Source organism: Mesorhizobium sp. L2C084A000 (genome assembly GCF_000502875.1).
Taxonomy (GTDB): Bacteria; Pseudomonadota; Alphaproteobacteria; order Rhizobiales; family Rhizobiaceae; genus Mesorhizobium.
Genome location: NZ_AYWX01000009.1, coordinates 234,890 through 260,145, shown reverse-complemented (window position 1 = coordinate 260,145; position 25,256 = coordinate 234,890). Strand labels below are relative to the sequence as shown.

The 25,256-nt window shown below is 61.3% G+C and carries 25 protein-coding genes and 1 tRNA gene; 14 read left to right on the top strand and 12 right to left on the bottom strand.

From position 1 onward, the window contains the following. Positions 1 to 155: 155 nt before the first annotated feature. The 7 genes from X735_RS146915 (at position 156) to X735_RS146945 (ending at position 7,192) form a co-directional block, all read left to right on the top strand. Positions 156 to 2,603 (top strand): penicillin-binding protein 1A, encoded by a 2,448-nt coding sequence (locus X735_RS146915; protein WP_023812125.1) that lies wholly within the window; start codon positions 156 to 158, stop codon positions 2,601 to 2,603. 118 nt (positions 2,604 to 2,721) lie between these two features. Then, positions 2,722 to 3,853 (top strand): peptide chain release factor 2 gene (prfB, locus tag X735_RS146920; protein ID WP_127291384.1). Its coding sequence is split into 2 segments (ribosomal slippage): positions 2,722 to 2,787 and positions 2,789 to 3,853, totalling 1,131 coding nucleotides; the frame shifts between segments, so codons are not numbered across the junction. 70 nt (positions 3,854 to 3,923) lie between these two features. Continuing rightward, positions 3,924 to 4,343 (top strand): GFA family protein, encoded by a 420-nt coding sequence (locus X735_RS146925; RefSeq protein ID WP_023812123.1) that lies wholly within the window; start codon positions 3,924 to 3,926, stop codon positions 4,341 to 4,343. Between the two features lie 286 nt (positions 4,344 to 4,629). Next, entirely contained in the window at positions 4,630 to 5,007 is a 378-nt protein-coding gene (locus X735_RS146930) for a hypothetical protein (RefSeq protein ID WP_023812122.1), read from the top strand. A 158-nt stretch (positions 5,008 to 5,165) separates the two neighbouring features. After that, positions 5,166 to 5,534, top strand: a complete 369-nt coding sequence (locus X735_RS146935; protein ID WP_023812121.1) for a GFA family protein — start codon at positions 5,166 to 5,168, stop codon at positions 5,532 to 5,534. Between the two features lie 175 nt (positions 5,535 to 5,709). Next, positions 5,710 to 6,360 carry an OmpA family protein gene (locus tag X735_RS146940; RefSeq protein ID WP_023812120.1) on the top strand — a complete coding sequence of 217 codons (651 nt, stop codon included), beginning with the start codon at positions 5,710 to 5,712 and terminating at the stop codon, positions 6,358 to 6,360. A 226-nt stretch (positions 6,361 to 6,586) separates the two neighbouring features. After that, positions 6,587 to 7,192, top strand: a complete 606-nt coding sequence (locus X735_RS146945; protein WP_023812119.1) for a hypothetical protein — start codon at positions 6,587 to 6,589, stop codon at positions 7,190 to 7,192. A gap of 73 nt (positions 7,193 to 7,265) precedes the next feature. Here the strand turns inward: X735_RS146945 and X735_RS146950 are convergent, their stop codons facing one another. Together X735_RS146950 and X735_RS146955 are read right to left on the bottom strand one after the other, a co-directional pair. Next, positions 7,266 to 8,855, bottom strand: a complete 1,590-nt coding sequence (locus X735_RS146950) for a DEAD/DEAH box helicase (RefSeq protein WP_031213506.1) — start codon at positions 8,853 to 8,855, stop codon at positions 7,266 to 7,268. Between the two features lie 202 nt (positions 8,856 to 9,057). Next, the gene (locus X735_RS146955) at positions 9,058 to 9,831 is read right to left on the bottom strand and encodes an NAD kinase (RefSeq protein WP_023812117.1); all 774 of its coding nucleotides are present in this window, start codon (positions 9,829 to 9,831) and stop codon (positions 9,058 to 9,060) included. A 954-nt stretch (positions 9,832 to 10,785) separates the two neighbouring features. Between X735_RS146955 and X735_RS146965 the strand changes: the two genes are divergently transcribed. The 3 genes from X735_RS146965 (at position 10,786) to X735_RS146975 (ending at position 14,170) form a co-directional block, all read left to right on the top strand. Then, positions 10,786 to 11,820, top strand: coding sequence for an extracellular solute-binding protein (locus X735_RS146965; RefSeq protein ID WP_023812115.1), 1,035 nt, complete (start codon positions 10,786 to 10,788; stop codon positions 11,818 to 11,820). 82 nt (positions 11,821 to 11,902) lie between these two features. Next, complete coding sequence (locus X735_RS146970; RefSeq protein ID WP_023812114.1) at positions 11,903 to 13,330, top strand: amidase; 1,428 nt, start codon at positions 11,903 to 11,905, stop codon at positions 13,328 to 13,330. 138 nt (positions 13,331 to 13,468) lie between these two features. Next, entirely contained in the window at positions 13,469 to 14,170 is a 702-nt protein-coding gene (locus X735_RS146975; RefSeq protein WP_023812113.1) for a TetR/AcrR family transcriptional regulator, read from the top strand. A 6-nt stretch (positions 14,171 to 14,176) separates the two neighbouring features. Here X735_RS146975 and X735_RS146980 read toward each other — a convergent pair whose 3' ends face one another. Genes X735_RS146980 through X735_RS147000 form a run of 5 tightly spaced genes read right to left on the bottom strand, consistent with a single transcriptional unit; the run spans position 14,177 to position 18,730 of the window. Then, the gene (locus tag X735_RS146980) at positions 14,177 to 14,935 is read right to left on the bottom strand and encodes an MBL fold metallo-hydrolase (protein ID WP_023812112.1); all 759 of its coding nucleotides are present in this window, start codon (positions 14,933 to 14,935) and stop codon (positions 14,177 to 14,179) included. Between the two features lies 1 nt (position 14,936). After that, the gene (locus tag X735_RS146985) at positions 14,937 to 16,001 is read right to left on the bottom strand and encodes an ABC transporter ATP-binding protein (RefSeq protein WP_023812111.1); all 1,065 of its coding nucleotides are present in this window, start codon (positions 15,999 to 16,001) and stop codon (positions 14,937 to 14,939) included. Next, positions 15,998 to 16,780 (bottom strand): ABC transporter permease, encoded by a 783-nt coding sequence (locus X735_RS146990; protein ID WP_023812110.1) that lies wholly within the window; start codon positions 16,778 to 16,780, stop codon positions 15,998 to 16,000. The genes X735_RS146985 and X735_RS146990 overlap by 4 nt, the downstream gene beginning before the upstream one ends. Positions 16,781 to 16,782: 2 nt before the next feature. Continuing rightward, positions 16,783 to 17,637 (bottom strand): ABC transporter permease, encoded by an 855-nt coding sequence (locus X735_RS146995; protein WP_023812109.1) that lies wholly within the window; start codon positions 17,635 to 17,637, stop codon positions 16,783 to 16,785. A 13-nt stretch (positions 17,638 to 17,650) separates the two neighbouring features. Further along, positions 17,651 to 18,730 carry a spermidine/putrescine ABC transporter substrate-binding protein gene (locus X735_RS147000; protein WP_023812108.1) on the bottom strand — a complete coding sequence of 360 codons (1,080 nt, stop codon included), beginning with the start codon at positions 18,728 to 18,730 and terminating at the stop codon, positions 17,651 to 17,653. A 91-nt stretch (positions 18,731 to 18,821) separates the two neighbouring features. Between X735_RS147000 and X735_RS147005 the strand changes: the two genes are divergently transcribed. The 3 genes from X735_RS147005 to X735_RS1000000169310 all read left to right on the top strand — a co-directional run bounded on the left by X735_RS147005 (position 18,822) and on the right by X735_RS1000000169310 (position 20,325). Continuing rightward, positions 18,822 to 19,436 (top strand): TetR/AcrR family transcriptional regulator, encoded by a 615-nt coding sequence (locus X735_RS147005; RefSeq protein WP_023812107.1) that lies wholly within the window; start codon positions 18,822 to 18,824, stop codon positions 19,434 to 19,436. A 124-nt stretch (positions 19,437 to 19,560) separates the two neighbouring features. Continuing rightward, the gene (locus tag X735_RS147010; protein ID WP_023812106.1) at positions 19,561 to 20,130 is read left to right on the top strand and encodes a DUF2569 family protein; all 570 of its coding nucleotides are present in this window, start codon (positions 19,561 to 19,563) and stop codon (positions 20,128 to 20,130) included. A gap of 12 nt (positions 20,131 to 20,142) precedes the next feature. Then, entirely contained in the window at positions 20,143 to 20,325 is a 183-nt protein-coding gene (locus tag X735_RS1000000169310; RefSeq protein WP_196815335.1) for a hypothetical protein, read from the top strand. Positions 20,326 to 20,573: 248 nt separating this feature from the next. Here X735_RS1000000169310 and X735_RS147015 read toward each other — a convergent pair whose 3' ends face one another. Continuing rightward, positions 20,574 to 20,873: a DUF1236 domain-containing protein gene (locus X735_RS147015; protein WP_013531386.1), complete on the bottom strand. Its 300-nt coding sequence runs from the start codon at positions 20,871 to 20,873 to the stop codon at positions 20,574 to 20,576. A gap of 858 nt (positions 20,874 to 21,731) precedes the next feature. Here X735_RS147015 and X735_RS147025 point away from each other — a divergent pair. Next, complete coding sequence (locus tag X735_RS147025) at positions 21,732 to 21,959, top strand: hypothetical protein (protein WP_023812103.1); 228 nt, start codon at positions 21,732 to 21,734, stop codon at positions 21,957 to 21,959. A gap of 350 nt (positions 21,960 to 22,309) precedes the next feature. Here X735_RS147025 and X735_RS147030 read toward each other — a convergent pair whose 3' ends face one another. The 4 genes from X735_RS147030 to X735_RS147045 all read right to left on the bottom strand — a co-directional run bounded on the left by X735_RS147030 (position 22,310) and on the right by X735_RS147045 (position 25,169). Continuing rightward, positions 22,310 to 22,693 (bottom strand): hypothetical protein, encoded by a 384-nt coding sequence (locus X735_RS147030; protein WP_023812102.1) that lies wholly within the window; start codon positions 22,691 to 22,693, stop codon positions 22,310 to 22,312. 501 nt (positions 22,694 to 23,194) lie between these two features. Continuing rightward, positions 23,195 to 23,467 (bottom strand): hypothetical protein, encoded by a 273-nt coding sequence (locus X735_RS147040; RefSeq protein WP_023812099.1) that lies wholly within the window; start codon positions 23,465 to 23,467, stop codon positions 23,195 to 23,197. Positions 23,468 to 23,983: 516 nt separating this feature from the next. Then, positions 23,984 to 24,637, bottom strand: a complete 654-nt coding sequence (locus X735_RS0134460; RefSeq protein ID WP_023812097.1) for an outer membrane beta-barrel protein — start codon at positions 24,635 to 24,637, stop codon at positions 23,984 to 23,986. Positions 24,638 to 25,093: 456 nt separating this feature from the next. Next, positions 25,094 to 25,169: transfer RNA gene (locus tag X735_RS147045), tRNA-Thr, on the bottom strand. Positions 25,170 to 25,256 lie beyond the last annotated feature (87 nt).

Genomic DNA, 25,256 nt, shown 5'->3' with positions numbered 1-25,256 from the left:
TTTATTTCCGGCTCGCGACCGCGAAATCAGGCATTGCCGTATTTTGTCCACATGGCGGCGACAAGGGTTTTCGATTACGGATTGGGACCGGCTCGAAAGCTTGCGCGAAAGGCGGCTTCGTTTAGGAAATTCCCGAACCAAGGACTGGAGCGGGTATGATTCGTCTCATTGGCTATTTTTTCGGCATCGGCACGACGCTGGCCCTTCTGGTCGCGGCGGGCGTTGCCATCTATATCGGCCATTTGTCGAAGGATCTGCCCGACTACGAGGTGCTGGCCAAATACGAGCCGCCGGTGACCACCCGCATCCACGCGTCTGACGGCGCGCTGATGGCCGAATACGCGCGCGAACGGCGCCTGTATTTGCCGATCCAGGCCATACCGGACCGCGTCAAGGCGGCCTTCCTGTCGGCCGAAGACAAGAATTTCTACAACCACCCGGGCATCGATGTGACCGGCCTCGGCCGCGCCATCATCGTCAACCTGCAGAATCTCGGCTCGGGCCGGCGTCAGGTCGGTGCCTCGACGATCACCCAGCAGGTGGCGAAGAACTTCCTGTTGTCCTCGGACCAGACCTACGAGCGCAAGATCAAGGAGATGATCCTCGCCTTCCGCATCGAGCAGGCCTATCCCAAGGATCGCATCCTCGAGCTCTACCTCAACGAAATCTTCTTCGGCTTCGGAGCCTATGGCGTCGCCGGTGCGGCGCTGACCTATTTCGACAAGTCGGTCAACGAACTGTCTGTGGCCGAGGCCGCCTACCTGGCCTCGCTGCCCAAGGGGCCGAACAACTACCACCCTTTCAAGCATGCCGATCGCGCGATCGAGCGCCGCAACTGGGTCATCGACCAGATGGTCGAGAACGGCTACGTCACGCGTGAGGAGGGCAACAAGGCCAAGGCCGAGCCGCTGGGCGTGACGCCGCGGCGCAGCGGCACCTATCTGTTCGCCGGCGAGTACTTCACCGAAGAGGTGCGCCGCCAGATCATCGCCCGCTACGGCGAGAACGCGCTCTACGAAGGCGGTCTCTCCGTCCGCACCACGCTCGATCCGAAGATCCAGCTCATTGCCCGCAAATCGATGCAGAACGGGTTGATGAAATACGACACGCTGCGCGGCTATCGCGGGCCGGTGACATCGATCGACGTGTCTGGCGACTGGGGCGTGCCGCTTGGCGCCGTCAAGGGGCTGGAGGATGTCCCCGAATGGTCGCTCGCCGTCGTGCTCGACAGTTCTGCGACCGGGCTGTCGATCGGCCTGCAGCCGGCACGGCAGGCGTCGGGCGAGATCGTCAAGGAGCGCGTCGAAGGCACCATCAGCAAGGAGGACATGGGTTTCGCCATGCGCCATGTGGTTGCCGGCAAGACCGTCAAGGCCAAGTCGCCGGCGGAGGTGCTGAAGCCGGGCGACGTCATCTTCGTGCAGAAAAACGATGGTGCCGATGGCGCCTACAGCCTGCGCCAGGTGCCCGAAGTGGAAGGCGGCCTCATCGCCATGGACCCGCACACCGGCCGCGTGCTGGCCATGGTCGGCGGCTTCTCCTACGCGCAGTCCGAATTCAACCGCGCCACGCAAGCCATGCGCCAGCCGGGCTCCTCGTTCAAGCCGATCGTCTATTCGGCCGCACTCGACAATGGCTATACGCCGGCGTCGGTGATCATGGACGGGCCGATCACGATCCAGAGCGGTAACACGAGCTGGACGCCGAAGAATTACGATGGCACCGTCGCCGGTCCGGCGACCCTGCGCTCCGGCATCGAGAAGTCGCGCAACCTGATGACGGTGCGGCTTGCCAATGACATGGGCATGAAGCTGGTCGTCGAATATGCCGAGCGCTTCGGTGTCTACGACCATCTGGCACCCTATCTGCCGATGGCGCTGGGTTCCGGCGAAACCACCGTGATGCGCATGGTGTCGGCCTATTCGATCATGGCCAATGGCGGCAAGTCGATCAAACCATCGCTCATCGACCGCATCCAGGACCGCTACGGCAAGACCGTGTTCAAGCAGGACGAGCGCGGCTGCGANGCGCCCGAATGGAACAACCAGCCCGAACCGGAACTGGTCGACAATTCCGAGCAGGTGCTCGATCCGATGACCGCCTACCAGATCACCTCGATGATGGAAGGCGTCGTGCAGCGCGGCACCGGCGCCACCATCAATGAACTCGGCCGCCACATCGCCGGCAAAACCGGAACGACCAACGACGAAAAGGACGCCTGGTTCATCGGCTACACGCCCAACCTCGTCGTCGGCCTCTACATGGGCTACGACACGCCGCGCGGCCTCGGCCATGGCGCCACCGGCGGTGGTCTCGCAGCACCAATCTTCAAGGACTTCATGCGGGTGGCGCTGGATGGCACGCCCAATGTCGACTTCAAGGTGCCCGAAGGCATGAACCTGGTTGCCATCAACCGCAAGACCGGCATGCGTGCCGCATCGGGCGATCCCGGAACCATCATCGAAGCCTTCAAGCCGGGCACCGGTCCCGCCGACAGCTATTGGGTGATCGGCATGGGCGCCGACGGCTCCAATGCCACCGGTGGCGCGCTGTCGCCGCAGGCCAATCAAGCCATCCAGTCCGGCGGCGGCGGCCTCTACTGATGATTTTCAGGAGCGGATGGGCTGGCCTTGGCGCCAGCCCATTTTGCTTTACAGCCGGCGGCGGCCTGCCTATGTATCGCGCCAACCGACTTCAGCAAACAGGACAGAACAGCCAGCCATGCGCGCGGAAACGCAGAATATTGTCGACGAGATCAGGCAGGCGATAACCCTGCTGAGGAGGCATCTTTGACTGGGATCAGGCCATAAAGCGGCTTGAATACCTCAATGTGCGCGCCGAGGACGCCAGCCTCTGGAACGAGCCGCTGGAAGCGCAGAAGCTGATGCGCGAGCGCCAGGGCCTCGAAGAGGGCATCGCCTCAGTGAAAGGTCTGACGCAGGCGCTGGAAGACAATATCGGCCTGATCGAGCTCGGCGAGGAAGAGGGCGACGAGGGCGTGATCGCCGAGGCGGAAGCCGCGATCCGCTCGATGCAAGGCGAAGCGAAGGCCCGCCAGGTCGAGACGTTGCTGTCGGGTGAAGCAGACTCCAACGACACCTATCTCGAAATCCATGCCGGCGCCGGCGGTACCGAAAGCCAGGACTGGGCCTCGATGCTGCTGCGCATGTACACGCGCTGGGCCGAGCGCCGTCGCTTCAAGGTCGAAGTGCTGGAAATGCATGACGGCGAAGAGGCCGGCATCAAGTCCGCAACGTTGATGATCAAAGGCCACAATGCCTATGGCTGGATGAAGACGGAATCGGGCGTTCATCGCCTGGTGCGTATCTCGCCCTATGACAGCAATGCGCGCCGGCATACGTCCTTCGCCAGCGTCTGGGTCTATCCGGTCATCGACGACACGATCGAGATCGACGTCTCCGAATCCGATGTCCGCATCGACACTTATCGCTCGTCAGGCTCGGGCGGCCAGCACGTCAACACCACCGATTCGGCGGTGCGCATCACGCATCTGGCCACCGGCATCGCGGTCGCATGCCAGGCTGAACGTTCGCAGCACAAGAACAAGGCCAAGGCCTGGGAGATGCTGCGCTCGCGCCTTTACGAAGAAGAGCTGAAAAAGCGCGAGGCGGTTGCAAACGCCACCGAAGCGTCGAAAAGCGATATAGGCTGGGGTCACCAGATCCGCTCCTATGTGCTGCAGCCCTACCAGTTGGTGAAGGATCTCCGCACCGGCGTCGAGAGCACCAGCCCGTCGAGCGTGCTCGATGGCGACCTCGACGATTTCATGGAAGCCTCGTTGTCGCAGCGCATCGAGGGCGGCGCGGGCGAAGCCGTAGCAGACCTGGATTAGGATATGTTCAGGTGAGGTTAGCTGACCTCAATCTGACATACCCCTGCGCACCACAGCGACGGAGGAGAGGGTGCCGAGCAAGCTCACCGGAAAGTGCTTCTGCGGTGCGGTTCACTACGAGGTCACTGACGAATTCATCTATGCCGCGAATTGTCATTGTTCGGACTGCCGGCGCACCACCGGTTCGGCCTTCAAGCCTTTCGCCGGTATCGAGCGTGAAAAGCTTGTCCTCACCGAAGGCGAGGACAAGCTCCTGATCTTCGGCGACGAAAGCGGCCATAACGCGCATTGTGGCCGGTGCGGCTCCTTGCTTTATTCGCTCGTGCGCGAGGGGGCCTATGTCCATGTCGCCATGGGAACCCTCGTCGACGACCCATCCATCCGCCCGACCGCGCACATCTTCGTCGGTTCGAAGGCGGGCTGGTTCACCATCACCGATGACCTGCCGCAGTATCAAGAGCACGTGATTGCCGGCTCTGACCAGCAGTAGGCTGGAACCACAGCGGGCCTATTCCGTTTATCCGACGCCCGTTTGCCGGGAATTGACCTTGGCCTCATCTCGTCGGCGGTAGCGGATACCTGACGTCTATAGAACGATGTCGGGAATGCATCGTCTTGCGCCGACCAAGGAATCAGCCCAGCATCCAAGGGCTGGGAGTGCAAAAGCATTTATGGCCGGACGCGGCATATCTGCGACCCGACGATCCGGCCACTGGGAAGATACGTTCCGGGAACGGGCAAGCGAAACGCTTGAGCTCGTTTGAAAGGAACGCGTCATGTCTGCTGCCACACTCAGATCGGCCAATGCCGTTCAACCGGCTGGCCGACTTTTGTTTTCCCTGTTCGCGATCGGCGCGATGGCAATGCTGACGGCACCTGCCTTCGCGCATGACGCCACCCCCACGGCGGCAAAGCCACAGGGCTGGAGTTATCCGTTCGCATGCTGCGCCAACTATGATTGTCGCACGACCCATACAGGCGAAGTGCTGGAGAAACCCGAGGGCTATGTCATCGCCGGAACGGGTGAGATCGTTCCAATGACCGACAAGCGTGTCAAGGACAGCCCGGACGGCGAGTTCCATTGGTGCGCGCACCAAGCGGGCCTCGACGCCGGCAAGACAATCTGCCTGTTCGTGCCGCCGCGCTCCTATTGACGACAGGACGGCGGTCGGACGTCCGCGGTCGCGTGTGACCGGGGCCGCAGGCCGGGTTTGCGCGGTTCGGGTGATGCCTGCTGACAGACAGTTGTCAGGAGCACCTCTTTATGGTGCCTTTGCCGCACAGGGTGGCGGGCGACAGGAGGAGTTCGTTGATGACCATCAAGGCAAGCTGTCATTGCAAGGCGACGACATTCGAGGTTTCGCAGGCACCGCAGACGGTGACGCAATGCACTTGTTCTTTCTGCTCGAAGCGCGGCTCGCTCTGGGCCTACTACGTGCCTTCGCAATTCAAGCTCACCAGCCCGATGGAGAACGTCTCTTTCTACCGCTGGGGATCGAAAACCGTAAAGCACGGTTTTTGCGCCACCTGCGGCTGCGGCACCTTTACCGAAACGCCGGACTGGTCGACCGGCGAGCCGGATTTCGACAATCCCAAGATCAGCGTCAACGCGCGGCTGTTCGACGATTTCGATCTCGACAAGGTCGAAGTGGTTGTCATAGACGGCAAGAACCTCTGGTAGCCTGATCCAGACCATTCCGGCACGGCGATGCGGCGCCACCGCCGGGTATTATCTCTCGGGAAAAGCCGTGAGCGGCGCTTTCGCCATTCCGCTTTTCGCCGCAATTCGTGGTACAAGTCGCGGGAAGGGCTGATTTGGCGCCACCGCAAGGCGTGACTTGGAGAGGGACCATCCTATGAAAAAGACTGTGCTCGTCGTCGTGGCGACGGCTGTGCTCGTGAGCGCCTGCACCACCACCGATCCGTATACGGGCGACCAGAAGATTTCCAACACGGCGGCCGGCGCCGGCCTTGGCGCCCTAGCGGGCGCCAGCCTTGGCCTGCTTGCCGGCGGCAATGACCGCCGCAACGCACTGATCGGCGCCGGCATCGGCGCGCTGGCTGGCGGCGCCATCGGCGCCACCATGGACCAGAACGAGGCCGAACTGCGCCGGCAGCTCGAGGGCACCGGTGTCAGCGTCACCCGCAGCGGCGACCAGATCATTCTCAACATGCCGTCCGACATCACCTTCAACTCGGATCAGGATGCGGTGAAGCCCGGCTTCTACCAGGTCCTGAACTCTGTCGCGCTGGTGCTGAAGAAGTTCAAGCAGACCACGGTCGACGTGTTCGGCCACACCGATTCGACCGGTGGCGACCAGCACAATTTCGATCTGTCGCAGCGTCGTGCTCTGGCGGTCGCGAACTATCTGTCCGGTCAGGGCGTGGATCAGCGCCGCTTCGCAGTCACCGGCTTCGGCAAGACGCGCCCGGTCGCATCCAATGCCACGTCCGAAGGCCGCGCCCAGAACCGCCGCGTCGAGATCCAGCTGTCGCCGCTCACCTGATTTGCACGGCAAACCAATGCGAAACGGCTCCCATGGGGGCCGTTTTTGTTTGCGCGGATATTGGCGTTGTTGAATTAGCTATTGCTAAAATATAGCTTTCCCGGAGCTATGGAAAGGAATAGCATCATCGCTGTTCCTGAGGGGATGAGGCGGTGTCACTGGCCGCGCAATCAGCATTTTTCCGCCTCGGTCTTGCACGGCCAGATCAGAAATCTGGGAGGAATGCATGACAAGAACAGCCAGCCTTGGGCGCTGCGGCGTCCTCGTTTTGACAGGTTTGGTGGGCGCGTGGCTGAACGTTGCTTCGGCTCGGGCCGAGGACGCCAACAAGGCCGACATCGAAGCCTTGAAAAAGTCGCTCGCCAAATATGACGATTACACCGTCGCCGTCCGCGACCTCTATCTGTCGACGGTCGGCTGCGTCTACTACAGCGGAGAAAAGATAGCGGGTGCGATGGACTACCCGAAGGGCGCCATGGGTATCCACTTCGTCAATGTCCCGAGTGTCGGCCAGAAGCTCGATCCGATGAGGCCAAACGTGCTGATCTACGAGCCGACCAAGAAAGGCCTGAAGTTGGTCGGCGTGGAATGGCTGGTGCCTCTGACGCCGGACATCAAGGAACCCCCGAAGCTGTTTGGCCAGACCTTCATGGGGCCTATGGAGGGGCACTACCCTCTCATCCCGAAGGAGTTCGTCCACTACGACCTGCATGCCTGGCTCGGGGACAATCCGAACGGCATGTTCAGTCCGACGAATCCGAACGTGAAATGCAACAAGGCCGAGTTTCCGATGCTGGAAAAACCGACCAAGATGATGCCTGGGCCGATGTAACGGGCGAGTCAGGCAGGAACCTTTGCCGAGAAGACAAGCCGGATGGCTGGCTTGCCTTTGAAGCGGTCGGGAATCAGACCTTGGCGACGATCCGCATGAAGGCCGGCATGTCATCGCCGAAGCCGACGGTGGAATCGTTGTCTTCCTGGTGTCGTTGGCGGGCAGGGCGGCTGTTGTCGCGCTGCGGCCTCGTGTCGCCGCGTTCCGGTGCGCGCTGTTCATTGCGATCGGATGATTTGCGCTCGGTGTTTTCCGAACGGATCGCTTCCTTGCGCGAGCGCCGTTCGCCGACGTCGGCGGCTGCGGCCTCGGCCACCGGCTGATCCTCGCGGACTGTTTCCGGTGCCGTGTCTTCGCTGCGCTTGGCGTGGCGTTCGCGCGGTTTGCGCTCGCCGCCCTTTTCCCTGCCGCGATCGTCGTCCTTGCGGCCGGCGCGGCGCGGTGCGCCCTTGCCACGGCGCGGAGCATCATCCTCGCCGCCTTCGCTGGCAACAACCGTCGACAAGTCGCCGTCATGCCACTCGATCTTGTTGCCGATCAGACGTTCGATGGCATCGATGTATTTGGTGTCCGATTTGGCCGCGATGGTGAAGGATTTTCCGGAGCGTCCGGCGCGGCCGGTACGGCCGATACGGTGGACATAGTCCTCGGCGTGGATCGGCACGTCATAGTTGAAGACGTGGCTGACATCGGGGATGTCCAAGCCGCGCGCGGCGACGTCGGAAGCGACGAGGTAGCGCAGCTTGCCGTCGCGGAAATTGGCCAGCATCTGCATGCGCGCGCGCTGGTCCATGTCACCATGCAGCGCACCGGCGTCGAAATCATATTTCAGCAGCGAGCGGAACAGCTCCGCCACTTCAACCTTGCGGTTGCAGAAGATGATGGCGTTCTTCAGCTCCGCGTCTTCGGCCTTGATCAGATTGCGCAGCGTCTCGCGCTTGTCCCATGGCTTGGAGCCTGATTTGACCAGCCGCTGGATAATGTTGGTCGCCGCGGATGCTGCCTTCGAGACCTCGACGCGCACCGGCGCGTGCAGGAATTTCTCGGTCAGCTTGGTGATTTCCGGCGGCATCGTCGCCGAGAAGAACAGCGTCTGCCTGGTGAACGGGATCATCTCGCAGATGCGCTCGATATCGGGGATGAAGCCCATGTCGAGCATGCGGTCTGCTTCGTCGATGACGAGGATCTCGACACCGTTGAGCAACAGCTTGCCGCGCTCGCGGTGGTCGAGCAGGCGGCCGGGCGTCGCGATCAGCACGTCGACGCCGCGCTCCAGCTTCTTGTTCTGTTCGTCGAATGAGACACCGCCGATCAAGAGCGCGATGTTGAGCTTGTGGTTCTTGCCGTATCGGATGAAATTCTCTTCGACCTGCGCGGCGAGTTCGCGCGTCGGCTCCAGGATCAGCGTGCGCGGCATACGGGCGCGGGCTCGGCCGTTTTCGAGGCGGGTCAGCATCGGCAGCACGAAGGAAGCCGTCTTGCCAGTGCCGGTCTGGGCGATGCCCAGAATATCCTTGCCGAGCAAGGCGTGTGGGATCGCACCAGCCTGGATCGGCGTCGGCTGGGTATAGCCGGCGTCGGTGACTGCGGAAAGGACCTTCGGCGACAGGCCGAGGTCTGCGAAGGTCAACGCTTCTTGAGCGGTCGTGGTGTCTGAGGACAAGTGTTGTTGTCTTTGGCTGGTTCGGGGAAGCGCAACGGCGTCTAATGGCGTCTGTCGCGGCAAGCGCCACGCGCCTGCAAGATTGGTATTGCAATTAGGAGCAAGCCCTCGATTTGTCAACAGAAACGGGCAGCAATGGCACGATTGTGAAGTTGTAACCTTAATCGGGATGCTTAATCGACCTGTCGGCCGCAGCGCCGGCTCAATAGCGGAACTGTTCGGCGAGAATACGCTCGTTCCAGGAATGATTGGGATCGAACAACAACGTTGCTGTCGCCGTGGGTGATTCTCGCACCGTTACCGAGGTCACCGCCTTGACCTCGGTATGGTCGGCGGCGGCGTTCACCGGCCGCTTTTCCGGCTCGCGGATGTCGAAGCGTACGGTCGCCTTGTTGGAGAGCAGCGCGCCGCGCCAGCGGCGCGGGCGAAACGGGCTGACCGGGGTCAGCGCCAGCAGCGGCGCGTCGAGCGGCAGGATCGGTCCGTGCGCCGAAAGATTGTAGGCGGTGGACCCGGCCGGGGTTGCGATCATGACGCCGTCGCAGTTCAGTTCCTCAAGCCGTACCTGTTCGTCGACGGTGATGCGGATCTTGGCCGTCTGGTACGATTGACGCCACAGCGCCACCTCGTTGATCGCCAGTGCCGAAATCGTTTCGCCTTCCGAGGTCACGGCCAGCATCTCCAGCGGGCGGATCGTCTCGGCGACGGCGGCTTCGAGACGCTCCGTCAGGCCACCGGAACGATACTCGTTCATCAGGAAGCCGATGGTGCCGCGGTTCATGCCGTAGACCTTCTTGCCGGTCCCCATCGTGTCGCGCAGGGTCTGCAGCAGGAAGCCGTCACCCCCAAGGGCAACGACGATCCCGGCCTCCTCGACGGAAGACTGGCCATAGCGCGCCGACAGGCTTTCCAGCGCCGTCTTGGCGTCAGCGGTGTCGGACGAGACGAAGGCGATGCGGCTGGCGGCTTTGCTCATGGCTCCCCGATGACGACCGATTGGCAGCGGCAGGGCCGCGCCAGCGCCGGGGTAGCATGGGCGGGGTACGTCTGCAAAGGGAGCTGTCATCCCGATGCGACCCATGCCGGATGGCAAGGCGGCCGCAGGACGGCGGATGCGGGCTTGCCGTTCGCGTATCATGTCAAAGGCTACGCGAATGTGATGGTTAAGACCGGCCTTAAAGTCTCGTAAAGCCGGATCGGTCATGTTAGCCGGCAGTGGATGGGTGGCGTGGGGGCTAGCCAGTCGAGGCCGACATATTGCCGGTAACACGCCTGATCATCGTCTTTCTGATGCTGGGAAGCTTCGCGCTGCTCTTTGCCGAACTGGTGCGCCAGTCCGAAGAAACGAGCTTCCGGCCGCAGCCCACGGCGTCGCGCTGTGGTGACGCAGCCGGAGCGCCATGTCCGCAAAGGGCGCTGTAGCGCTGTAACCTGATCATCCTTTCGGAGGACCGGCGGCATTGGCGGCCGCTTCGGTGCGCGACATCGCGCGGCAGTTTCTCTCCTTAAAAGCAGTGGCCGGTCGGCCACCGCGAATTGCGGCCGCGAGCATTTCGGCCTCAACGGCCTGACGCGTCCGGCATCGCGGCTAAACCTCTTTCCTGGCTGCTCACTGAGTCACCACCGCATCGGGCGCATCAATGGGCGAGCCATGGCCGTATCCACGATAAGATATTGACTGTATGTTTAGTCATAGTTATTCCTGAGGTCGAGAATTGAGTTGGACAGCCGGGTTCCAGCCGGTGAATGGCCACAATAAAGGGGGGAATATCTTGACTGCCATGCGGCTTGCCGTTGCCGGCGCGCCGCAAATGCGATGTCGACGGCCTTTCTCGTGCCGTCCATCGGCATTGTCGCGGCCATCTTTTCGTCAGCAGGAAACGGACTTGGGGCCGTAGTGCCGCCGGTCCCAACAATGGGAGCATGCAGCATGAACTGGAAACTGACCGCGACGGCCATCGGCCTGTCGTTGCTGACTGTCACGGGCGTGGCCCGTGCCGAAGGCGAGCTCAACATCTACAATTGGGGCAACTACACCAGCCCCGACCTGATCAAGAAGTTCGAAGAGACCTACAAGGTCAAGGTCACCGTCACCGACTATGATTCCAACGACACCGCCTTGGCCAAGGTCCGGCAGGGCGCCTCCGGCTATGACATCGTCGTGCCCTCGGCGAGCGTCGTGCCGGTCTGGATCAGCGAAGGTCTGCTCTTGGAGACCGATCCCAACAAGATGGAAAACTTCAAAAACGTCGATCCCAGATGGGTCGATGTTCCATTCGATCCAGGCCGTAAATATACCGTTCCATGGCAGTGGGGCACGACCGGCATTTCGGTGAACAAGTCGGTTTATGCCGGCGACCCGAACACATCGGCGATCTTCCTCGACCCACCCCCCGAACTCGTCGGCAAGATCAATGTCGTACCCGAAATGGGTGACATCATGTTCCTCGCCATTGCTTACGAGGGTGGCAAATATTGCAGCAGCGACATGCAGATGCTGAAAAAGGTGCATGACAAGCTGGTGGAGGCGAAGGCGAAATGGCTTTCGCTCGACTATGCGGCTGTCGATGGTCTGGGCAGGGGCGACATCGCCGCGGGCGTCAACTGGAACGGCATATCGCTGCGCGAGCGGCTTGAGAACGACAAGATCGTCTATGGCTATCCCAAGGAAGGCTATCCGATCTGGATGGACAATGTCGCTGTCCTCAAGGACGCCAAGAATGTCGACAACGCCAAGCTGTTCCAGAACTTCATCATGGATCCGCAGAATGCGGCGCTGATCTCAGCCTTTGCGCGTTATTCGAACGGCATCAAGGGCTCGGAAGCCTTCATGCCCGACGACATGAAGACCGCGCCGGAAGTCAACATTCCCGCCGAGTTCGCCGCCAAGGGTCAGTTCATGCAGGCCTGCCCGCCGGATGTGCAGGCGCTCTACACGAAGATCTGGACCGACCTGCAGAAATGAAATGACTTCCCGCGCCGCTGCATGCGGCGCGGTCATCTCCCGTCCATGCCAAACGCGATGCGCAGATCGCAGGAGACTTCCCATGACCGATCTCGACCTTTGCTACATGCCGGCCGGCGAGGCGCTGCGGCTGTTCAAGGCGAAGAAGCTTTCGCCTGTCGAACTGATGCAGGCCACCATCCGCCGCGCAGAGGCAACCAAGGCGACGATCAACTGCTTCACCTTCACGCATTTCGACGAGGCGATGGACCTGGCTGGGAAGGCCGAGGCGAAATACGCCAGGGGCGCCCGGACCGGGGCGCTCGAGGGGTTGCCGATCGGCATCAAGGACGAGAGCTACATCAAGGGCAAGCCGACCTCGCACGGCTCGCTGCTGTCCGGGGATGCGATAGGCGGCCATACCTCGACGATGAACGAGCGCATCATCAAGGCCGGAGGCATTGTCCATGCCCGCACAGCGACGCCTGAATTCAGCTGCGCCGGCTATACCTGGTCGAAACGCTGGGGCGTGACGCGCAATCCGTGGAACCCGGATTTCACACCCGGCGGTTCGTCGGGCGGTGCCGCGGCGACGCTGGCATCCGGCACGTCGTCGATCGCCACCGGTTCGGACATTGCCGGATCGATCCGCATTCCCGCGTCGGCCTGCGGTCTTGTCGGCTTCAAGCCGCCTTACGGGCGCAATCCGGACGAGCCGCCGTTCAACCTCGATTTCTACTGCCACACCGGACCTTTGGCACGAAACGTCGGGGATGCGATCCTGCTGCAGAACGTGATGGCCGGGCCAAGCCCGCTCGACATCGCCACGCTGCGCCCCAAACTGCGCCTGCCCAGCGACTACAAGCCGATCAAGGGCTGGAAGATCGCTTTCTCGATGGACCTCGGTTCTTTCGAAGTGGACGCCGATGTGCGCAAGAACACGCTTGCCGCCTGCGACGTGTTCCGCTCGCTCGGCGCCACGGTCGAGGAAGTCGATCTGGGCTGGGGCGACGACGTGCTCAGGGCGGGCATGGCCTATCTGGAGCATCTGTTCGGCGCATCGCTGTCGCAGTTGCTCAAGAAGCACGGCAAGGACATGACGAGCTATGCCAGGCAATTCGCCGAGGACGGGCAGAAGTCCAAAGCCACGGATTTTGTCGGAACCCTCGATGTGGCGGCCAGGATGTACCAGACGCTGGGGCCGCTGCTTGAGACTTATGATGTGCTGGTCTGCCCGACCAACGCGCTTCCCTCCGTGCCGGCGGAGTTCGATCAGACCACGGGCACGGTCGAGATCAACGGCAAGCAGGTGAACCCGTCGCTTGGCTGGGTGATGACGACGCCGTTCAACATGATGAGCCGTTGTCCGGTTCTGTCCATCCCTTCGGGCCGGGCGGCAAGCGGCGTGCCGACAGGCATCCAGATCGTTGGCCGCACCTATTGCGATGCCGATGTTTTCCGCGCGGCCATGGCCTATGAGACGGCCAAGGGGCAGTGGTACACAAACGCCGAAACGCGCCCGTCGCTATAACAGGGCGCTGCGGCCCTTGCCGCACCGGTGCTTGATCCGCGGTCTCGGTTGTGGTGAGCCGGCGCCGGACATCTCGAATAGACGGATCCGTGGCGGCCGGTGATCGCCGCCAGAAGGTCCGAAAGGAACTGGACGAAGATGGCGCAACAAAAGGCCGCGGCGGCAAAACGCAAAGGCGCAATGGCCAAGGACGGGGTTTCGGCAAACGATGCCGCGCCGCCCAAGGACCGTCGGCGCGAACGCGGCGAAGCCAGCGTGCAGCGGATCATCGACGCCACCATCGAGCTCATCGCGGAGGAGGGGCTGGCAAGCGTCACCATGCAGCGCATCGCCGAACATGTCGGCTCGTCCAATGCCCTGGTCGTCTTCCATTTTCGCAGCAAGGAGAACCTGTTTCGCGCCGTCCTGCAGTATCTCAGCGATCGCTATGACGAGCTGTGGGTGACGTTGGTGCGGGCGCCCGGCCTGTCTCCGGTTGAGCGGGCCCTGGGCGCGGTCGATTGCGCGCAACGTTTCGCCCGCCAGCACCCGAAATGGGTTTCGGTCTTTGTCGTGTTCTCCAGCGACCGCAAGAGCATGCAGATCTACGACGAGATCGGCCTTCCGAGCGATCTCGCCTACACCGCCGAGGCGCGCGAGCTGCTGATCGAGATTTCGCGCAGCGGCGGTTATACCGGCGTCGACATCGACACGCTGTCGGAGAGCCTGAATTATCTGGTTCATGGCGCCTGGTATTGGGATCATCTCAATCCGTCCAGCCGTGACACCAACGTGCTGCGCAAGACCATGCTGCTCCTGCTGCATCAGGCGTTTCCGCGGCATTTCGAACTGATGCGCTAACCGCTTTCAGGGCTGCCGCAGATGGCAGCCTGCCTGCCGCTTCTGTTCCAGATACTCGTCGACAAGCTGGCGGTAGCGCACCTTGCCGAAGCTGGGGAAATGGCCGCCATGCACCACCGAGACATCGAGGTCGCGCATACACAGCAGCGTGGCGACATAGTCACCGACAACCGAGTGGTAGACGTCGTCGATCAGCGGGCCGTCATAGATGATGTCGCCGGATAACAGGATGCCCGTCCTGTTTTCGTAAAGCGCGATGCCGCCGGGTGAATGGCCGGGCGTGTGGATCACCTCGAAGGCCCGGTCGCCGAGATCGACGATATCGCCATGGTCGAGCAGACGGCCGGCGGGTGCGGGTAAAATGCCGTAGCGCGCCGTGTCCCAGCCTTGCGGCATGCGATCGAACATCTCGTCGGTCGCATAGGTGCCGGCTGCCGTCCATTCGTTGCGCGGATCGGCGAGGATGTCGGCCTCGGCGGCGTGTACGCAGCGGTCCGGAAATTCGTGATGGCAGCCGATATGGTCGAAATGCGTATGGCTGGCGACGCAAATCAGCTTGCGCTCGCTGACCAGCGGCACATGACGCCGAAGGCTGAAATGGCCGAGCCCAGTGTCGAAGAGGAGATCGCGGTCGCGACCGCGCACATGCCACATGTTGCAGCGGAAGAACGGTTTTATCCATGGCTCGTGGACCAAGGTCACGCCATCGCTCATGCGGATGGTCTCGTACCAGTCTGGTGCCTCGATGACCGCGAGCGTGCCCATTTCAATCCGTCAGCAGAATGATCTGGTCGGTATCGCACGAAACGGCAACCGTGTCGCCCGGCCGGACGGTAGCTGTCGCGGGCAGCCTGGCGATGAAGTGAAGCGAGGGGTCTTCGACGGAGACGGCGAGCACGCGTTTGAAGCTGCCCTGGAAAACGATGTCGCTCACTCTGGCAGTACCGAGTTTGACGCTGCCTGCAGCCGTGCCGAGCACAAGATGCTCCGGTCGTATGGCCAGCACAACGCCAGAGCCCACCGGCAAGGCGCCGGGTACCGAGACCGGCCCGACCGGCGTCGCGACAGTGCCTGTCCGGTCCCCGGCCTCCGTGACCGTGCCGGCAAGGATCGTGCTTTCGCCCATGAAGGTCGCCGAAAAGCGTGTCGCCGGCCGTGCGTAGACGCGCTCGGGCGGGCCTTCGTCCTCGATGCGCCCGTCATTCATCACCACGCAATGGTCGGCGAGCGCCATCGCTTCTTCCTGGTCGTGGGTGACGTGGATGAAGGCGGTGCCGACGCGCTTCTGGATTGCTTTCAACTCGTCCTGCATCTGCCGGCGCAATTTGAGGTCGAGCGCGCCGAGCGGCTCGTCGAGCAGAAGCACCGCCGGCTCGATCACCAGCGCCCGCGCCAGAGCTACGCGCTGCCGCTGGCCGCCGGAAAGCTGGTGCGGTTTCTTGTCGAAAGCAGCGGCGAGACCAACCAGGGCCAGCGCCGCGCGCGCCTTTGCCGCCCGCGTCGCGCCATCGACCCCCTGCATGCGCAGGCCGAAGCCGACATTGCTGCCGACACTCATATGCGGGAACAGCGCATAGTCCTGGAACACCGTCGTCGTCGGGCGCTTGGCCGGCGGCACGGACGTGCAGTCCTCGCCGCGGATGAACACCTTGCCTTCGCTGGGCGTGACGAAGCCGCCCAGAATGGACAGCAGCGTCGTCTTGCCGGAGCCCGAGGGCCCGAGGAGGATCGTGTAGCTGCCGGGCTCGATCTGCAGCGAAACGTCCTTCAGCACCGTATGCTGGCCGAAGCGATGCGAGACGGAGCGAATATCGACCAAAGGCGCAGTCATGCCTTTCTCCTGCGCAGCAATGTCAATTCGAACAGCACGACCAGCACGATGGAAACGGCGAAAACCAGCGAGCCGACGGCGTTGGTCTTCGGGTTGAGGCCGGAACGCAGCAGGTTCCAGATTTCGACCGGCAGCGTGGTGTCGAAGCGGGTGAGCAGGAAGGAGATCACGAACTCGTCCCAGGAGAAGGTCATCGACAGGAAGAAGCCGGCGAAGATGGCCGGCGCCATGACCGGCACGGTGATCAACAGCAGCACCTTCCATTCCGGCGCGCCGAGGTCGCGCGCGGCGCGTTCGATGTTGATCTGGTGGTCGCCCATCTGGCTGTAGATGATGGCAAAGCACAGCGGCAGGTTGATCACGACATGGCCGATCCCTGCCGCAAGCAGCGATTTCGGCAAGCCGGCCCAGTTGAACAGCACCAGCAGCCCCATGCCGATGATGAGATAGCTGACCGTCAGCGGCAGCGTGATCAGCCCGCGCAGCAGGCCGGAGCCCGGCAGGACGAAACGGGCAAAGCCCCAGGCGGATAGGAAACCGAGCGTGGCGGCGGCGAGCGAGGAGATGGACGCCACCAGCAGCGAGTTGACCAGCGCCGAGGTCAGCCGCGTGTCCGAAAGAACCGCATCGTACCAGCGCAGCGATGGCCCGGTGAAGGGCGGGATCGGAAACGACGTCGCCTGCAGCGAAAATAGCACCAGCACGACGACCGGCAGGAAGATGAAGCCGTAGACGGCGATCGCGTAGAGCCAGGAAATGACGCGGACAATCCGAGACATGGTCAGGCCCGCTCGATCTTCAGCCAGCGGGCGCAGGCGAGGTAGGCAATAGTGACCACCGCCATCAGGATGATCGACAGCGCCGAGGCCAGCGGAAAGTCGCCGCGCCGGCCGATCTGCATCATCACCAGCTGCGGCATCAGCAGCTCGTTGTTGCCACCCAGGATCTGCGGCGTGATGTAGTCGCCGATGCACAGCACGAAGGTCAGGAAGGCGCCGACCATGATGCCGGGCAAGGTCAGCGGCAGCACGACATGCAGGAAGGTGCGCACCGGCCCGGCGCCGAGATCGGCGGCGGCCTTGCGGTAGCTCGGGCTGAGCTGCTTGAGATTGGCAAAGATCGTCAGCGTCAAAAGCATGACGAAGAAGTGCACGAAGCCGGTGACGGTGGCGAAACGAGTGTTGGCGAGTTGCAGCGGCTCGCTGATCAGGCCAGAGCCGGTCAGCGCCCGGTTGACGACGCCGTTCTGCGCCAGCACCAGCAGCCAGGAGTAGGAGCGCACGACATAGGATGTCCAGAACGGCAGCACGGCCAGCATCAGCGCCAGCCGCTGCCAGCGCTCCGGCACTTGTTCGGCGAGGATCCAGGCAAAGGGATAGGCGAGCAGCACCGAGATCACGGTGACGATGGCGGTCACCTGCAGCGAGTTCACCATTGCCTGCCAGTAGGAGGGGTTGGTGAAGAACTGGCTGTAATTGGACAGCGTGAAGCCGCCGCCCTCATGCGCCGTCAGGCTGGAAAGCCCCATGGCGACGAAAGGCAGCACGAAGAACAGCAGCGTCCAGCCGAGCGCCGGCGTGACCAGCGCCCAGGGCAGGGCCGCCCGGGGCAGGGGGTTATTTGCCGAGCTGCTCATGAGCGGTTATAGCTCATTTTACCTGCAGCATTTCGGTCCACATATCCTGCATCTTCTTGTCGAGATCGGCATTCGGCGCCGGATAGGCCTGGGCGCGGGCAAGGAAGCCCGGCTGTTCGTCGAAGCGCAGCACCTTCTTCTGGTCGTCGGTCAGCGCCGCCTTGGTGTTGGCCGGCATGCCCCAGTAGCAGGACGAGGTGGCAAGCCGCGCCTGGCCTTCCGGACTCATAATGTACTGGATGAACTTCAGCGCCATGTCCTTGTTCTTGGAATCCTTGAACATGGCCAGCGACTGCGACCACAGCACCGCACCCTCCTTGGGGATGGAGAAGTCGAGCGCCGGGTTCTCCTTGGCCAGGCCCGCCGTCACCCATTCGCCGCCGCCGACCAATATGTCGACTTCGCCGGTCGCAAGCGCCGTCTGGCTGGCGGTCACTTCGCCGACCAGCTTGGCATTGGCCTTCATCTTGAGAAGCTCGTCCTTGAGAGCGGGCAGGTCGGCTTCGGTGAGATCGGCCGTCTTCTTGCCGATGGCCAGCGCGGCCATGCCGATGACCGGCAGGTAGTAGTCGTAGATGGCGACCTTGCCCTTGTACTTGTCGCCGGTCAGCGCGGCCATCGACTGCATGTCGGCCGGATCGACCTTGGTCTTGTTGTAGCCGATCGTGTTGTAGCCGAATTTTTCGGTGATGCCGTAGCGTTTGCCGCCGACGACGGTGGAGCCGTCCATCTTCACCTGCGCAAACAGGTCGGCCAGTGGCAATTTGTCTTCCGGCAGCGGCTCGAACAGGCCCTTTTCGACGCCGCGCGGTATGTCGATGCTGTCGATCATCATCACGTCCCAGTCGCCCGGCTGCGACTGTTCGACGATGGCCAACCCGGCGCCGGTGCCCTCGAATTCCTTGACGTTGACCTTGACGCCATTGGCCTCCTCGAACGGCTGCAGCAAGGCCGGATCGGCATGATCGCACCAGATCAGCGCGTTGAGATCGGCGGCTTGCGCGCCCGTCGAAAGCAGCAGCGCCGCGGCTGCGGCAGCTGTGCGCAAATGGGTCTTAAGCATGGAAAGCGGATTGCTGGCTGCGTGTGACATCGAGTGTTCTCCCTTGCCTTTGTGGCTTCTTGCAAAAAATTGAACCAATTCTAAAATTGAGTCAATTCTGTTTTTATGGCAAGAGGCTGACATGAGCGGATTGCGGGCAAGGCAAAAGGCGGACCGGCACCGCCGCATCATCGAGGCGGCGGCGGAACTGTTTCGTGAGGCCGGCTACGAGGGCGCCAAGATCGAGGCGATCGCCGCACAGGCCGAGGTCTCGGTCGGCACCATCTACAATTACTATGAAAACAAGGGCGACATCCTCGGCGCCATCGTCTCGCTGGAGGTCAACGAGGTGCTGAATGCCGGTCAGGGCGTCGTCGCCCGGCCGCCGGCCAATGTGGGCGATGCGCTGGATACGCTGATCGGCATCTATATCGAGCACTCGCTTTACTATCTCAGCAAGGAGATGTGGCGACAGGCGATGGCGATCTCGACGCAAGCGCCCGACAGCCCGTTCGGCCAAGCCTACACCGCGCTCGACCGTGCTCTAACCGAACAGATCGGCGCCCTGATCGTCCGCTTGCAAGCGCTCGGCCTTGTGCGGCAGGACATCGACGGGGCAGCGCTCGGCGAACTGATCTTCAACAACATGAACATGATGTTCATCGAATTCGTGAAGCGCGATGCGGCGAGGATTGCGGAATTGCGGGCGGCGGTACGGAGGCAGAACAGGATTCTGGTGGCGGCGATTGCGGTGTGAGTGGCAGGAAAGGGCAGGAGAAAGCGTTGCTTCCGCATAAGACCTGGTTTCAGATGCAGGTCGGCTCTTAAGTTGAATTTAGAACCTGATACAACTTATAGGAGCAAAAACGGGGGAGGGGTAAATGGGGACGTTTTCTATCTGGCATTGGGCGATCTTGCTGCTGTTGATCGGCGTGCCTGTTTTCTTTGCTGTTCGATCAGCCGCGAAGCCGTCGCAGAATCCCGAGGCTCTTGTGGGCTTCGGCGGCTGGTTGATGCTGCTGGCGATCGGCCAGGCATTGTCACCGCTGCGCACACTCGCCGACTTCGCCAATTCGGCCGAAGGCTACCAGCAGCTCATGGCTCTCCCGAACGGACCGCTGGCGGTGTATGGCGAACTTGCTCTCAATCTGGCATTTCTGGCGCTTCAACTGGTTGTGCTCGTTTCGATGCTGCGGCGAAGCCACCGCTTTCCGCAATTGTTTCTGCTCCAGTGGCTGGCGATTCCTGTCGTTTTCATCCTGGACACGATCTGGGTTGCGTCAGTTCTGGGCGTTCCGGTGAGCCTGGTGCTCGCAGGCGATGCGCTGGTGGCCCCGATAGTCTCGTTTGTGCTGACAGGACTCTGGGTCGCCTACGTCTACAAGTCCGTCAGGGTTCGGAACACGTTCACCGGGGTTGGGGCATCCACCCAGGTCGCGAGCGTGTCATAAAAGACAGCAAACTTGCAATATTTGGAGCATCACGGGCTCGGCGAACTGATGTTCAACAACATGAACATGATGTTCATCGAATCCGTGAAGCGCGAGGGGGAGAACCCGAACTGCGCGCGGGATCGGCAGGCAGAACCGGATTCTTGTGGGGGTTGGGGTGACCTCGCGCACCACTATGTCGTCGTCGAACCTTGAGCGGCCAGATTCCGAGCCGGCCGACCGCAACCGTCCTCCGTGACGGCTGCGAGCGTTTGGGAGGTCTTTATTTCGGCCTCGTTTATACGTGCTGCCCGCGCTCTCGCCTGAAGATCAGCCAGGCGCGCCACAAGGGCTTGCAACGTCTCGACTTCAGGGCTCATCATTTTTATTTGTCCGATTCAGGGGCGATTTGACGAGCTCAACCCGCCGCCATCCCTGCCGGCGGGCGTGGCCGGTTCGATGGTTCAGTCGTAGACTTTCACAATCTTGCGTGTGCTCGGGTCCACCAAAACCGTTCGGTTGTCGACGACAGTATAGCGGTATTTCACGTTGGGAACTTCGTGGAGTTCGACCGTGTCTGGCAGAGCCGTGCCGACATTCAACTCCACCCCTGGAAGCTTCACAGAAGCCAAGGGTTGCTTCTTCACATATTCGCGCACGACGGTGTCCTGTTCCGGTGTGATAACCACATCCTGTGCCGCAACCGCGCCGACGCTGGCCAACAGCAAGAGCGCCGCAGCGGCGCTGCTTAGGTGCATCCTCATTGTTTTTCTCCTCTTGTAACCTGGCGGCAGCACGATCGGCTGCGCGCCAGCCACCGAACACGTCGCCAGGCCAAACGTTCCTCATACGGGCTTCTGTCTGAATCTGCGCAGGACCAAAGTCTGATTGAAAAACGCAATGGTCTTACCCGTTGGGAGTAGGCGGAACGGCTTAGGCCTAAAGGTTGTTGTCTCTCCAAATTCGGAGAGAAACAGTGGAAAAAAGTGTCGGCCAGGCGCGATGGTTGCTCGCACCGATTTTCGCAACAGCCATCACCTTCCTGGTGATGGGAATAGTCCTTGGCTGATGGCGTGGATCGGCGCAGCTACGTCCCTTCCTGCGCTGATAGGACCCGTGAGCCGCTTCGGCGGCTGCGGGTCCTGAATTTCACCATGCGCTGGGCCTGCTCATTCGGCAGCCTAGGCGCCTTCTTAGCTCATGCACCTTGGGAGGTTTATTATGGATCGGCGATCCTTCTTGACTGCAATGTTTGGTGTTGCCGGGGCAGCGGCCCTTGCAAGCGCTGTCCGCCCAACTGACGCAATGGCGGGTGTTCCAGGAGCCGGACGCGGCATCCTCGATGAACTTGAGACGCCACAAACAGAGGCCTTTGACGAAGATGCACAGGCAGAAGTGCAGCAAGTCTACCATCGGGACTGGCACCACCGTCCCCACCGCCGCCGGCGGGGCTGGAGACGGGTCTGCCGCAGTTACTGGCGGCATGGCCGCCGTCGCGTCCGGTGCTATCGCCGACGTGGTCCTTCGGTCGTCCTTCGATTTTAACTAGTTTTCCGCCTTGGCCCGTTCCGGCTCACGCGCCGAGAACGGGCCGGTTAGATTCCTTTTGGTGAACGATAACAATGACATTGCTCCAAAGATCGAATGAGAGTGGCAGCGCAAACCAACCGGGGAATGACAACGATGATCATGCGCCCTGGTTTGTGGAAGCAGTCTCCTTGCCGGAAGAGGAAAACATCGCCGACCTTGTCAGGCGAACAGAGCGCATGGCCATTTTGGTGGTTCTTGGAATGGGCGGCTGGTTGATGTTAGTCCCCGCGATTTACCTTGTACTGACCCACGGGATATGAGCGACGACTCATGGGTGACCGCAAGGCGTTCGCCGTGGACCCGATCGTCACACATTAGAAGCCAACGCGCCAAACGCTGCCCCATAACGGGTCAAAAAGTTTGGCATCTAAATTGCTCTGACAGGTATGGGGTGGGCGAGAGCCCGTCGCTTCGCAAATGGAGCGGCGGGTCTACTCTACCAGCGACTGTCGAATGGCCACGGCAGCAGAATGTACCGCTTTTCAGCAGAAGCTGACGGAACAACCGTGCGCGCACAAAGTTGGATTGCAGGAAGCACCGCATGCCGGCTTCTGCAGCCCGTTTCGTGTCACCGGCAATGTGGGCGGGACGGGCTGTCTTGCGTTGGTGACTACTTGTGGGTGATCCAATCCAACAAGCCAACATCGATCTGCTCGCACCCGACATATTCGCGGACCAAGTTCTCAGCCAAATCGCGCCATTGACATTCAGGCACGCTCATATCCCTGACCAGGGCTCGAAATGCAGAGCGAAGAATATCAGCATCGAAGGCGGAGACGGAAGCAGGAGTCGGGTCCGGATCTTCCCAACCTCGGGCCATGTCATCGCGGTGACGTTGGCGGAGGCGCTTGAGCAGTTCGCGCGAGGCCTCGATTGCGCGCCGGGAGTGATCCATATCACGGCGAAACGAGGCAGTTCCGGCCAGGGAATGGTGCCGCAACCGAAAGCTGGTTTCTATAGCCGCGCGTGCGACTTCCATATGCGTTTCAACCATCGCGGCCTCCCTTGCTGCGAAGGGATTTATTTACTCTCTTCTCACGCGTGACCCAAGAAGGATTCAACGTACGGTTTGATACGCAAGGGCCGCGCGCAGATGGGCGCGGATCGCGGCGGCGTCTCTAACGAGCATTCGGGCGTGAGTAAGCTGTTCAAACAAGACGTGCATTCGCGCTCGCTCATGAGCCAGGCGGGCACGCAGGGCACTCGCTAATACAATCTCATCGAAGGCGTCGAGGGGGATAGACCGTCGCGGACAATCTTGCCTGACCTCGGCGGCGTTCAATTCAAAATCGCCTTGCCGGGATGTTCCGCTTTCGCCATCAGCTTGTTGAAGGCTGCGGCTTCATCCGCCGTGTCAAACGGCGCCGCCGTGATTGCTCCATCCACCGTCAAAGTGGCAGCTAGATATGGGAGGCCAGGCAGTGGCGGAAGGTAGACCATGTAAGCTGGGCGGGGAAATTTCGTCCCCTATGTAGCACGGTCTGCCGGTCATCTCCTAATCGGGCGGAACGCCGCTTTGCTCCATTTCATCGCTGCCCAATCGTATTAGCTCGAACGTGACCTTAACGACCAACAAAGCGGCGTTGGTATCGTCGCGAACGTGGAACGCTACCTGACGATGAGTGCCGTCCGGCATCGCGTCTTTCGCTATTTCCAAAAGCGCCCGTGCGGCCTCGTCTTCCACGGCCTCCACGCTCGGAAGCTCTGTGCCCTTGGTGTCGGGATAGAATTCGCCGTTGTCGGTCAGATCAAAGTAGAAGCGGGCCATGCAAACCCGACAATGTCGATGCCCCCAAAAAGGTTTCCCAGTGCAATCATTTTAGTGCTTTGGATTCCCATCGTGGGCGTGATGCGTCCGGTGCTTGCCATTCGAAGTTCATCCTCCGATGGAGCCCGAGCAGGTCCACACGCCGCCGCTGGGCGAGGCGGCTTCAAAAGAGCATCGTGCAGCCGCTTCTATCGCCAAGCTGCGATCATTGCCGATCGCTCCAAGCAGTGCATGAGGTGCTGTTGAAATCCATCAAGGAGATCACCGGCGAGGAAGCGTCGTTCATCATCAGGTGGAATTGACCGCCCAGCACGACAAGGGCCGGAGCAACCCGGCAGAAGAGCCGCATAGCATGGTCCCAAACGGAGGAAGGGCCTGAACCGCGAACTATTTGCGATCCAGACCCCTGGCCGTCGGGTTCTTGGCGACATTGCGCCCGCGGAAGGCCGTTCGCAAGCTGGACCTTGGTCTTGCTATTCCTGCGGAGCGCGTCAACGTCGGAGACGCGCTGAACAGTTAGAATTTCATCGCGATGCCGACGCGGAAATCGTGCGTCTGAAGCGTGTGTTCCAGCGTGCATCCGCCGCCGCAATATTCAAGCGACTTCTTGCCGAAGAAGGAGAAGTTGTATTCGCCTCGCAAGAACACGTTGTGTGTGAGAGCGACGTCGATGCCTGCTCCAACAATACCACCGACCAAAGTTGCATCCCGCTCGGCGTTTCCACCTGGATAGAACGTCTTCAGCTTTGCGGCGGTTACACCAGCCGTGACAAACGGCATGTAGGCTCCCATGTCCATGCCTACGCGACCCTTTACGGATCCGAACAAACCTGTGGAGGCGTCGAGAACGCCTGGGCCTGGAATATCGTCGAAGGTGTTCTTCTTAAAGCGGTAGCCAAGCTCGCCTTCAACGCCATAGACAATCTTGCCGGACTGGAAGTTATAACCTGCAAAGCCGCCGACCGCGGCCGAGCCGACGTTGTGCGTTGCGCCAGCCTGGGCGCCCGGCTCATAGATCTTGTAATGTTCCAACGTTCCGGCGCCGAACACGCCGGCGTATGGCCCTTGCCAGGTCCATTCATGGGTGTCGACAGGAGCGGTCATCATATCGGCAGCGATGGCCGGAGCCGCCGAAAGCGCAACGAATGAAGCGAGCAAAAAAGCTTTCATGAAATCCCCATCAAATCGCCAAGCGCTTTATATCGATGAGCCTGCAACTTTGTATGTAGCTAGGAAGTCACACCTGTGGACTAAGTTGCTGCGCCTGAATTCGGCGACTAGGTATCAGGAAGGCCGGTGCAAACAGGCATCCCTCGAGGAGTTCCGGACTTCCGCGGCCGAACACCGGCGCCGCCACAACCTCTGGAATGAAACTCAACGCCGGCGAGGAATGGCAGTCAGGTTTCGACGCGGGCATTATCCGGAAATTCGAGAGCGGAGCGTGGAAGGTGCCGTTCTAATCTTCAATAAATCCCGCCGCCGCACGGTGGCGGGCTTTCCACATGGTGATGCTCCGGGGCGGATATTCTCGCCGGTAAGTGCATGATTTCCAAGGTGGATCAGGCGGCGGATCGACTCGAGGACAATAGATTAACTATCTGAATTTACTCAATTGCCGCACTGTGCTGGTGCCCCCGGACGGAATCGAACCGCCGACCTTCGGTTTACAAAACCGCTGCTCTACCAGCTGAGCTACAAGGGCACGGCGCTCCGGTTAGCATATTTGTTGCGCCAGTAAAGACAAAACTCCATTTTTTCCCGGCATGTCCCATGCGCTGTCGGGGCAGGG

Bases quoted from the DNA above. Each gene is read 5' to 3' on its own strand.
- X735_RS146935 (WP_023812121.1), top strand. From the start codon at position 5,166: ATGACCATCAAGGCAAGCTGTCATTGCAAGGCGACGACATTCGAGGTT.
- X735_RS147010 (WP_023812106.1), top strand. From the start codon at position 19,561: ATGGGGACGTTTTCTATCTGGCATTGGGCGATCTTGCTGCTGTTGATC.
- X735_RS147030 (WP_023812102.1), bottom strand. From the start codon at position 22,693: ATGGTTGAAACGCATATGGAAGTCGCACGCGCGGCTATAGAAACCAGC.
- X735_RS146930 (WP_023812122.1), top strand. From the start codon at position 4,630: ATGTCTGCTGCCACACTCAGATCGGCCAATGCCGTTCAACCGGCTGGC.
- X735_RS146940 (WP_023812120.1), top strand. From the start codon at position 5,710: ATGAAAAAGACTGTGCTCGTCGTCGTGGCGACGGCTGTGCTCGTGAGC.
- X735_RS147000 (WP_023812108.1), bottom strand. From the start codon at position 18,730: ATGTCACACGCAGCCAGCAATCCGCTTTCCATGCTTAAGACCCATTTG.
- X735_RS147025 (WP_023812103.1), top strand. From the start codon at position 21,732: ATGACATTGCTCCAAAGATCGAATGAGAGTGGCAGCGCAAACCAACCG.
- X735_RS147005 (WP_023812107.1), top strand. From the start codon at position 18,822: ATGAGCGGATTGCGGGCAAGGCAAAAGGCGGACCGGCACCGCCGCATC.
- X735_RS146945 (WP_023812119.1), top strand. From the start codon at position 6,587: ATGACAAGAACAGCCAGCCTTGGGCGCTGCGGCGTCCTCGTTTTGACA.
- X735_RS146955 (WP_023812117.1), bottom strand. From the start codon at position 9,831: ATGAGCAAAGCCGCCAGCCGCATCGCCTTCGTCTCGTCCGACACCGCT.
- X735_RS146995 (WP_023812109.1), bottom strand. From the start codon at position 17,637: ATGAGCAGCTCGGCAAATAACCCCCTGCCCCGGGCGGCCCTGCCCTGG.
- X735_RS146975 (WP_023812113.1), top strand. From the start codon at position 13,469: ATGGCGCAACAAAAGGCCGCGGCGGCAAAACGCAAAGGCGCAATGGCC.
- X735_RS146970 (WP_023812114.1), top strand. From the start codon at position 11,903: ATGACCGATCTCGACCTTTGCTACATGCCGGCCGGCGAGGCGCTGCGG.
- X735_RS147040 (WP_023812099.1), bottom strand. From the start codon at position 23,467: ATGGCCCGCTTCTACTTTGATCTGACCGACAACGGCGAATTCTATCCC.
- X735_RS147015 (WP_013531386.1), bottom strand. From the start codon at position 20,873: ATGAGGATGCACCTAAGCAGCGCCGCTGCGGCGCTCTTGCTGTTGGCC.
- X735_RS146980 (WP_023812112.1), bottom strand. From the start codon at position 14,935: ATGGGCACGCTCGCGGTCATCGAGGCACCAGACTGGTACGAGACCATC.
- X735_RS146990 (WP_023812110.1), bottom strand. From the start codon at position 16,780: ATGTCTCGGATTGTCCGCGTCATTTCCTGGCTCTACGCGATCGCCGTC.
- X735_RS146965 (WP_023812115.1), top strand. From the start codon at position 10,786: ATGAACTGGAAACTGACCGCGACGGCCATCGGCCTGTCGTTGCTGACT.
- X735_RS0134460 (WP_023812097.1), bottom strand. From the start codon at position 24,637: ATGAAAGCTTTTTTGCTCGCTTCATTCGTTGCGCTTTCGGCGGCTCCG.
- X735_RS146985 (WP_023812111.1), bottom strand. From the start codon at position 16,001: ATGACTGCGCCTTTGGTCGATATTCGCTCCGTCTCGCATCGCTTCGGC.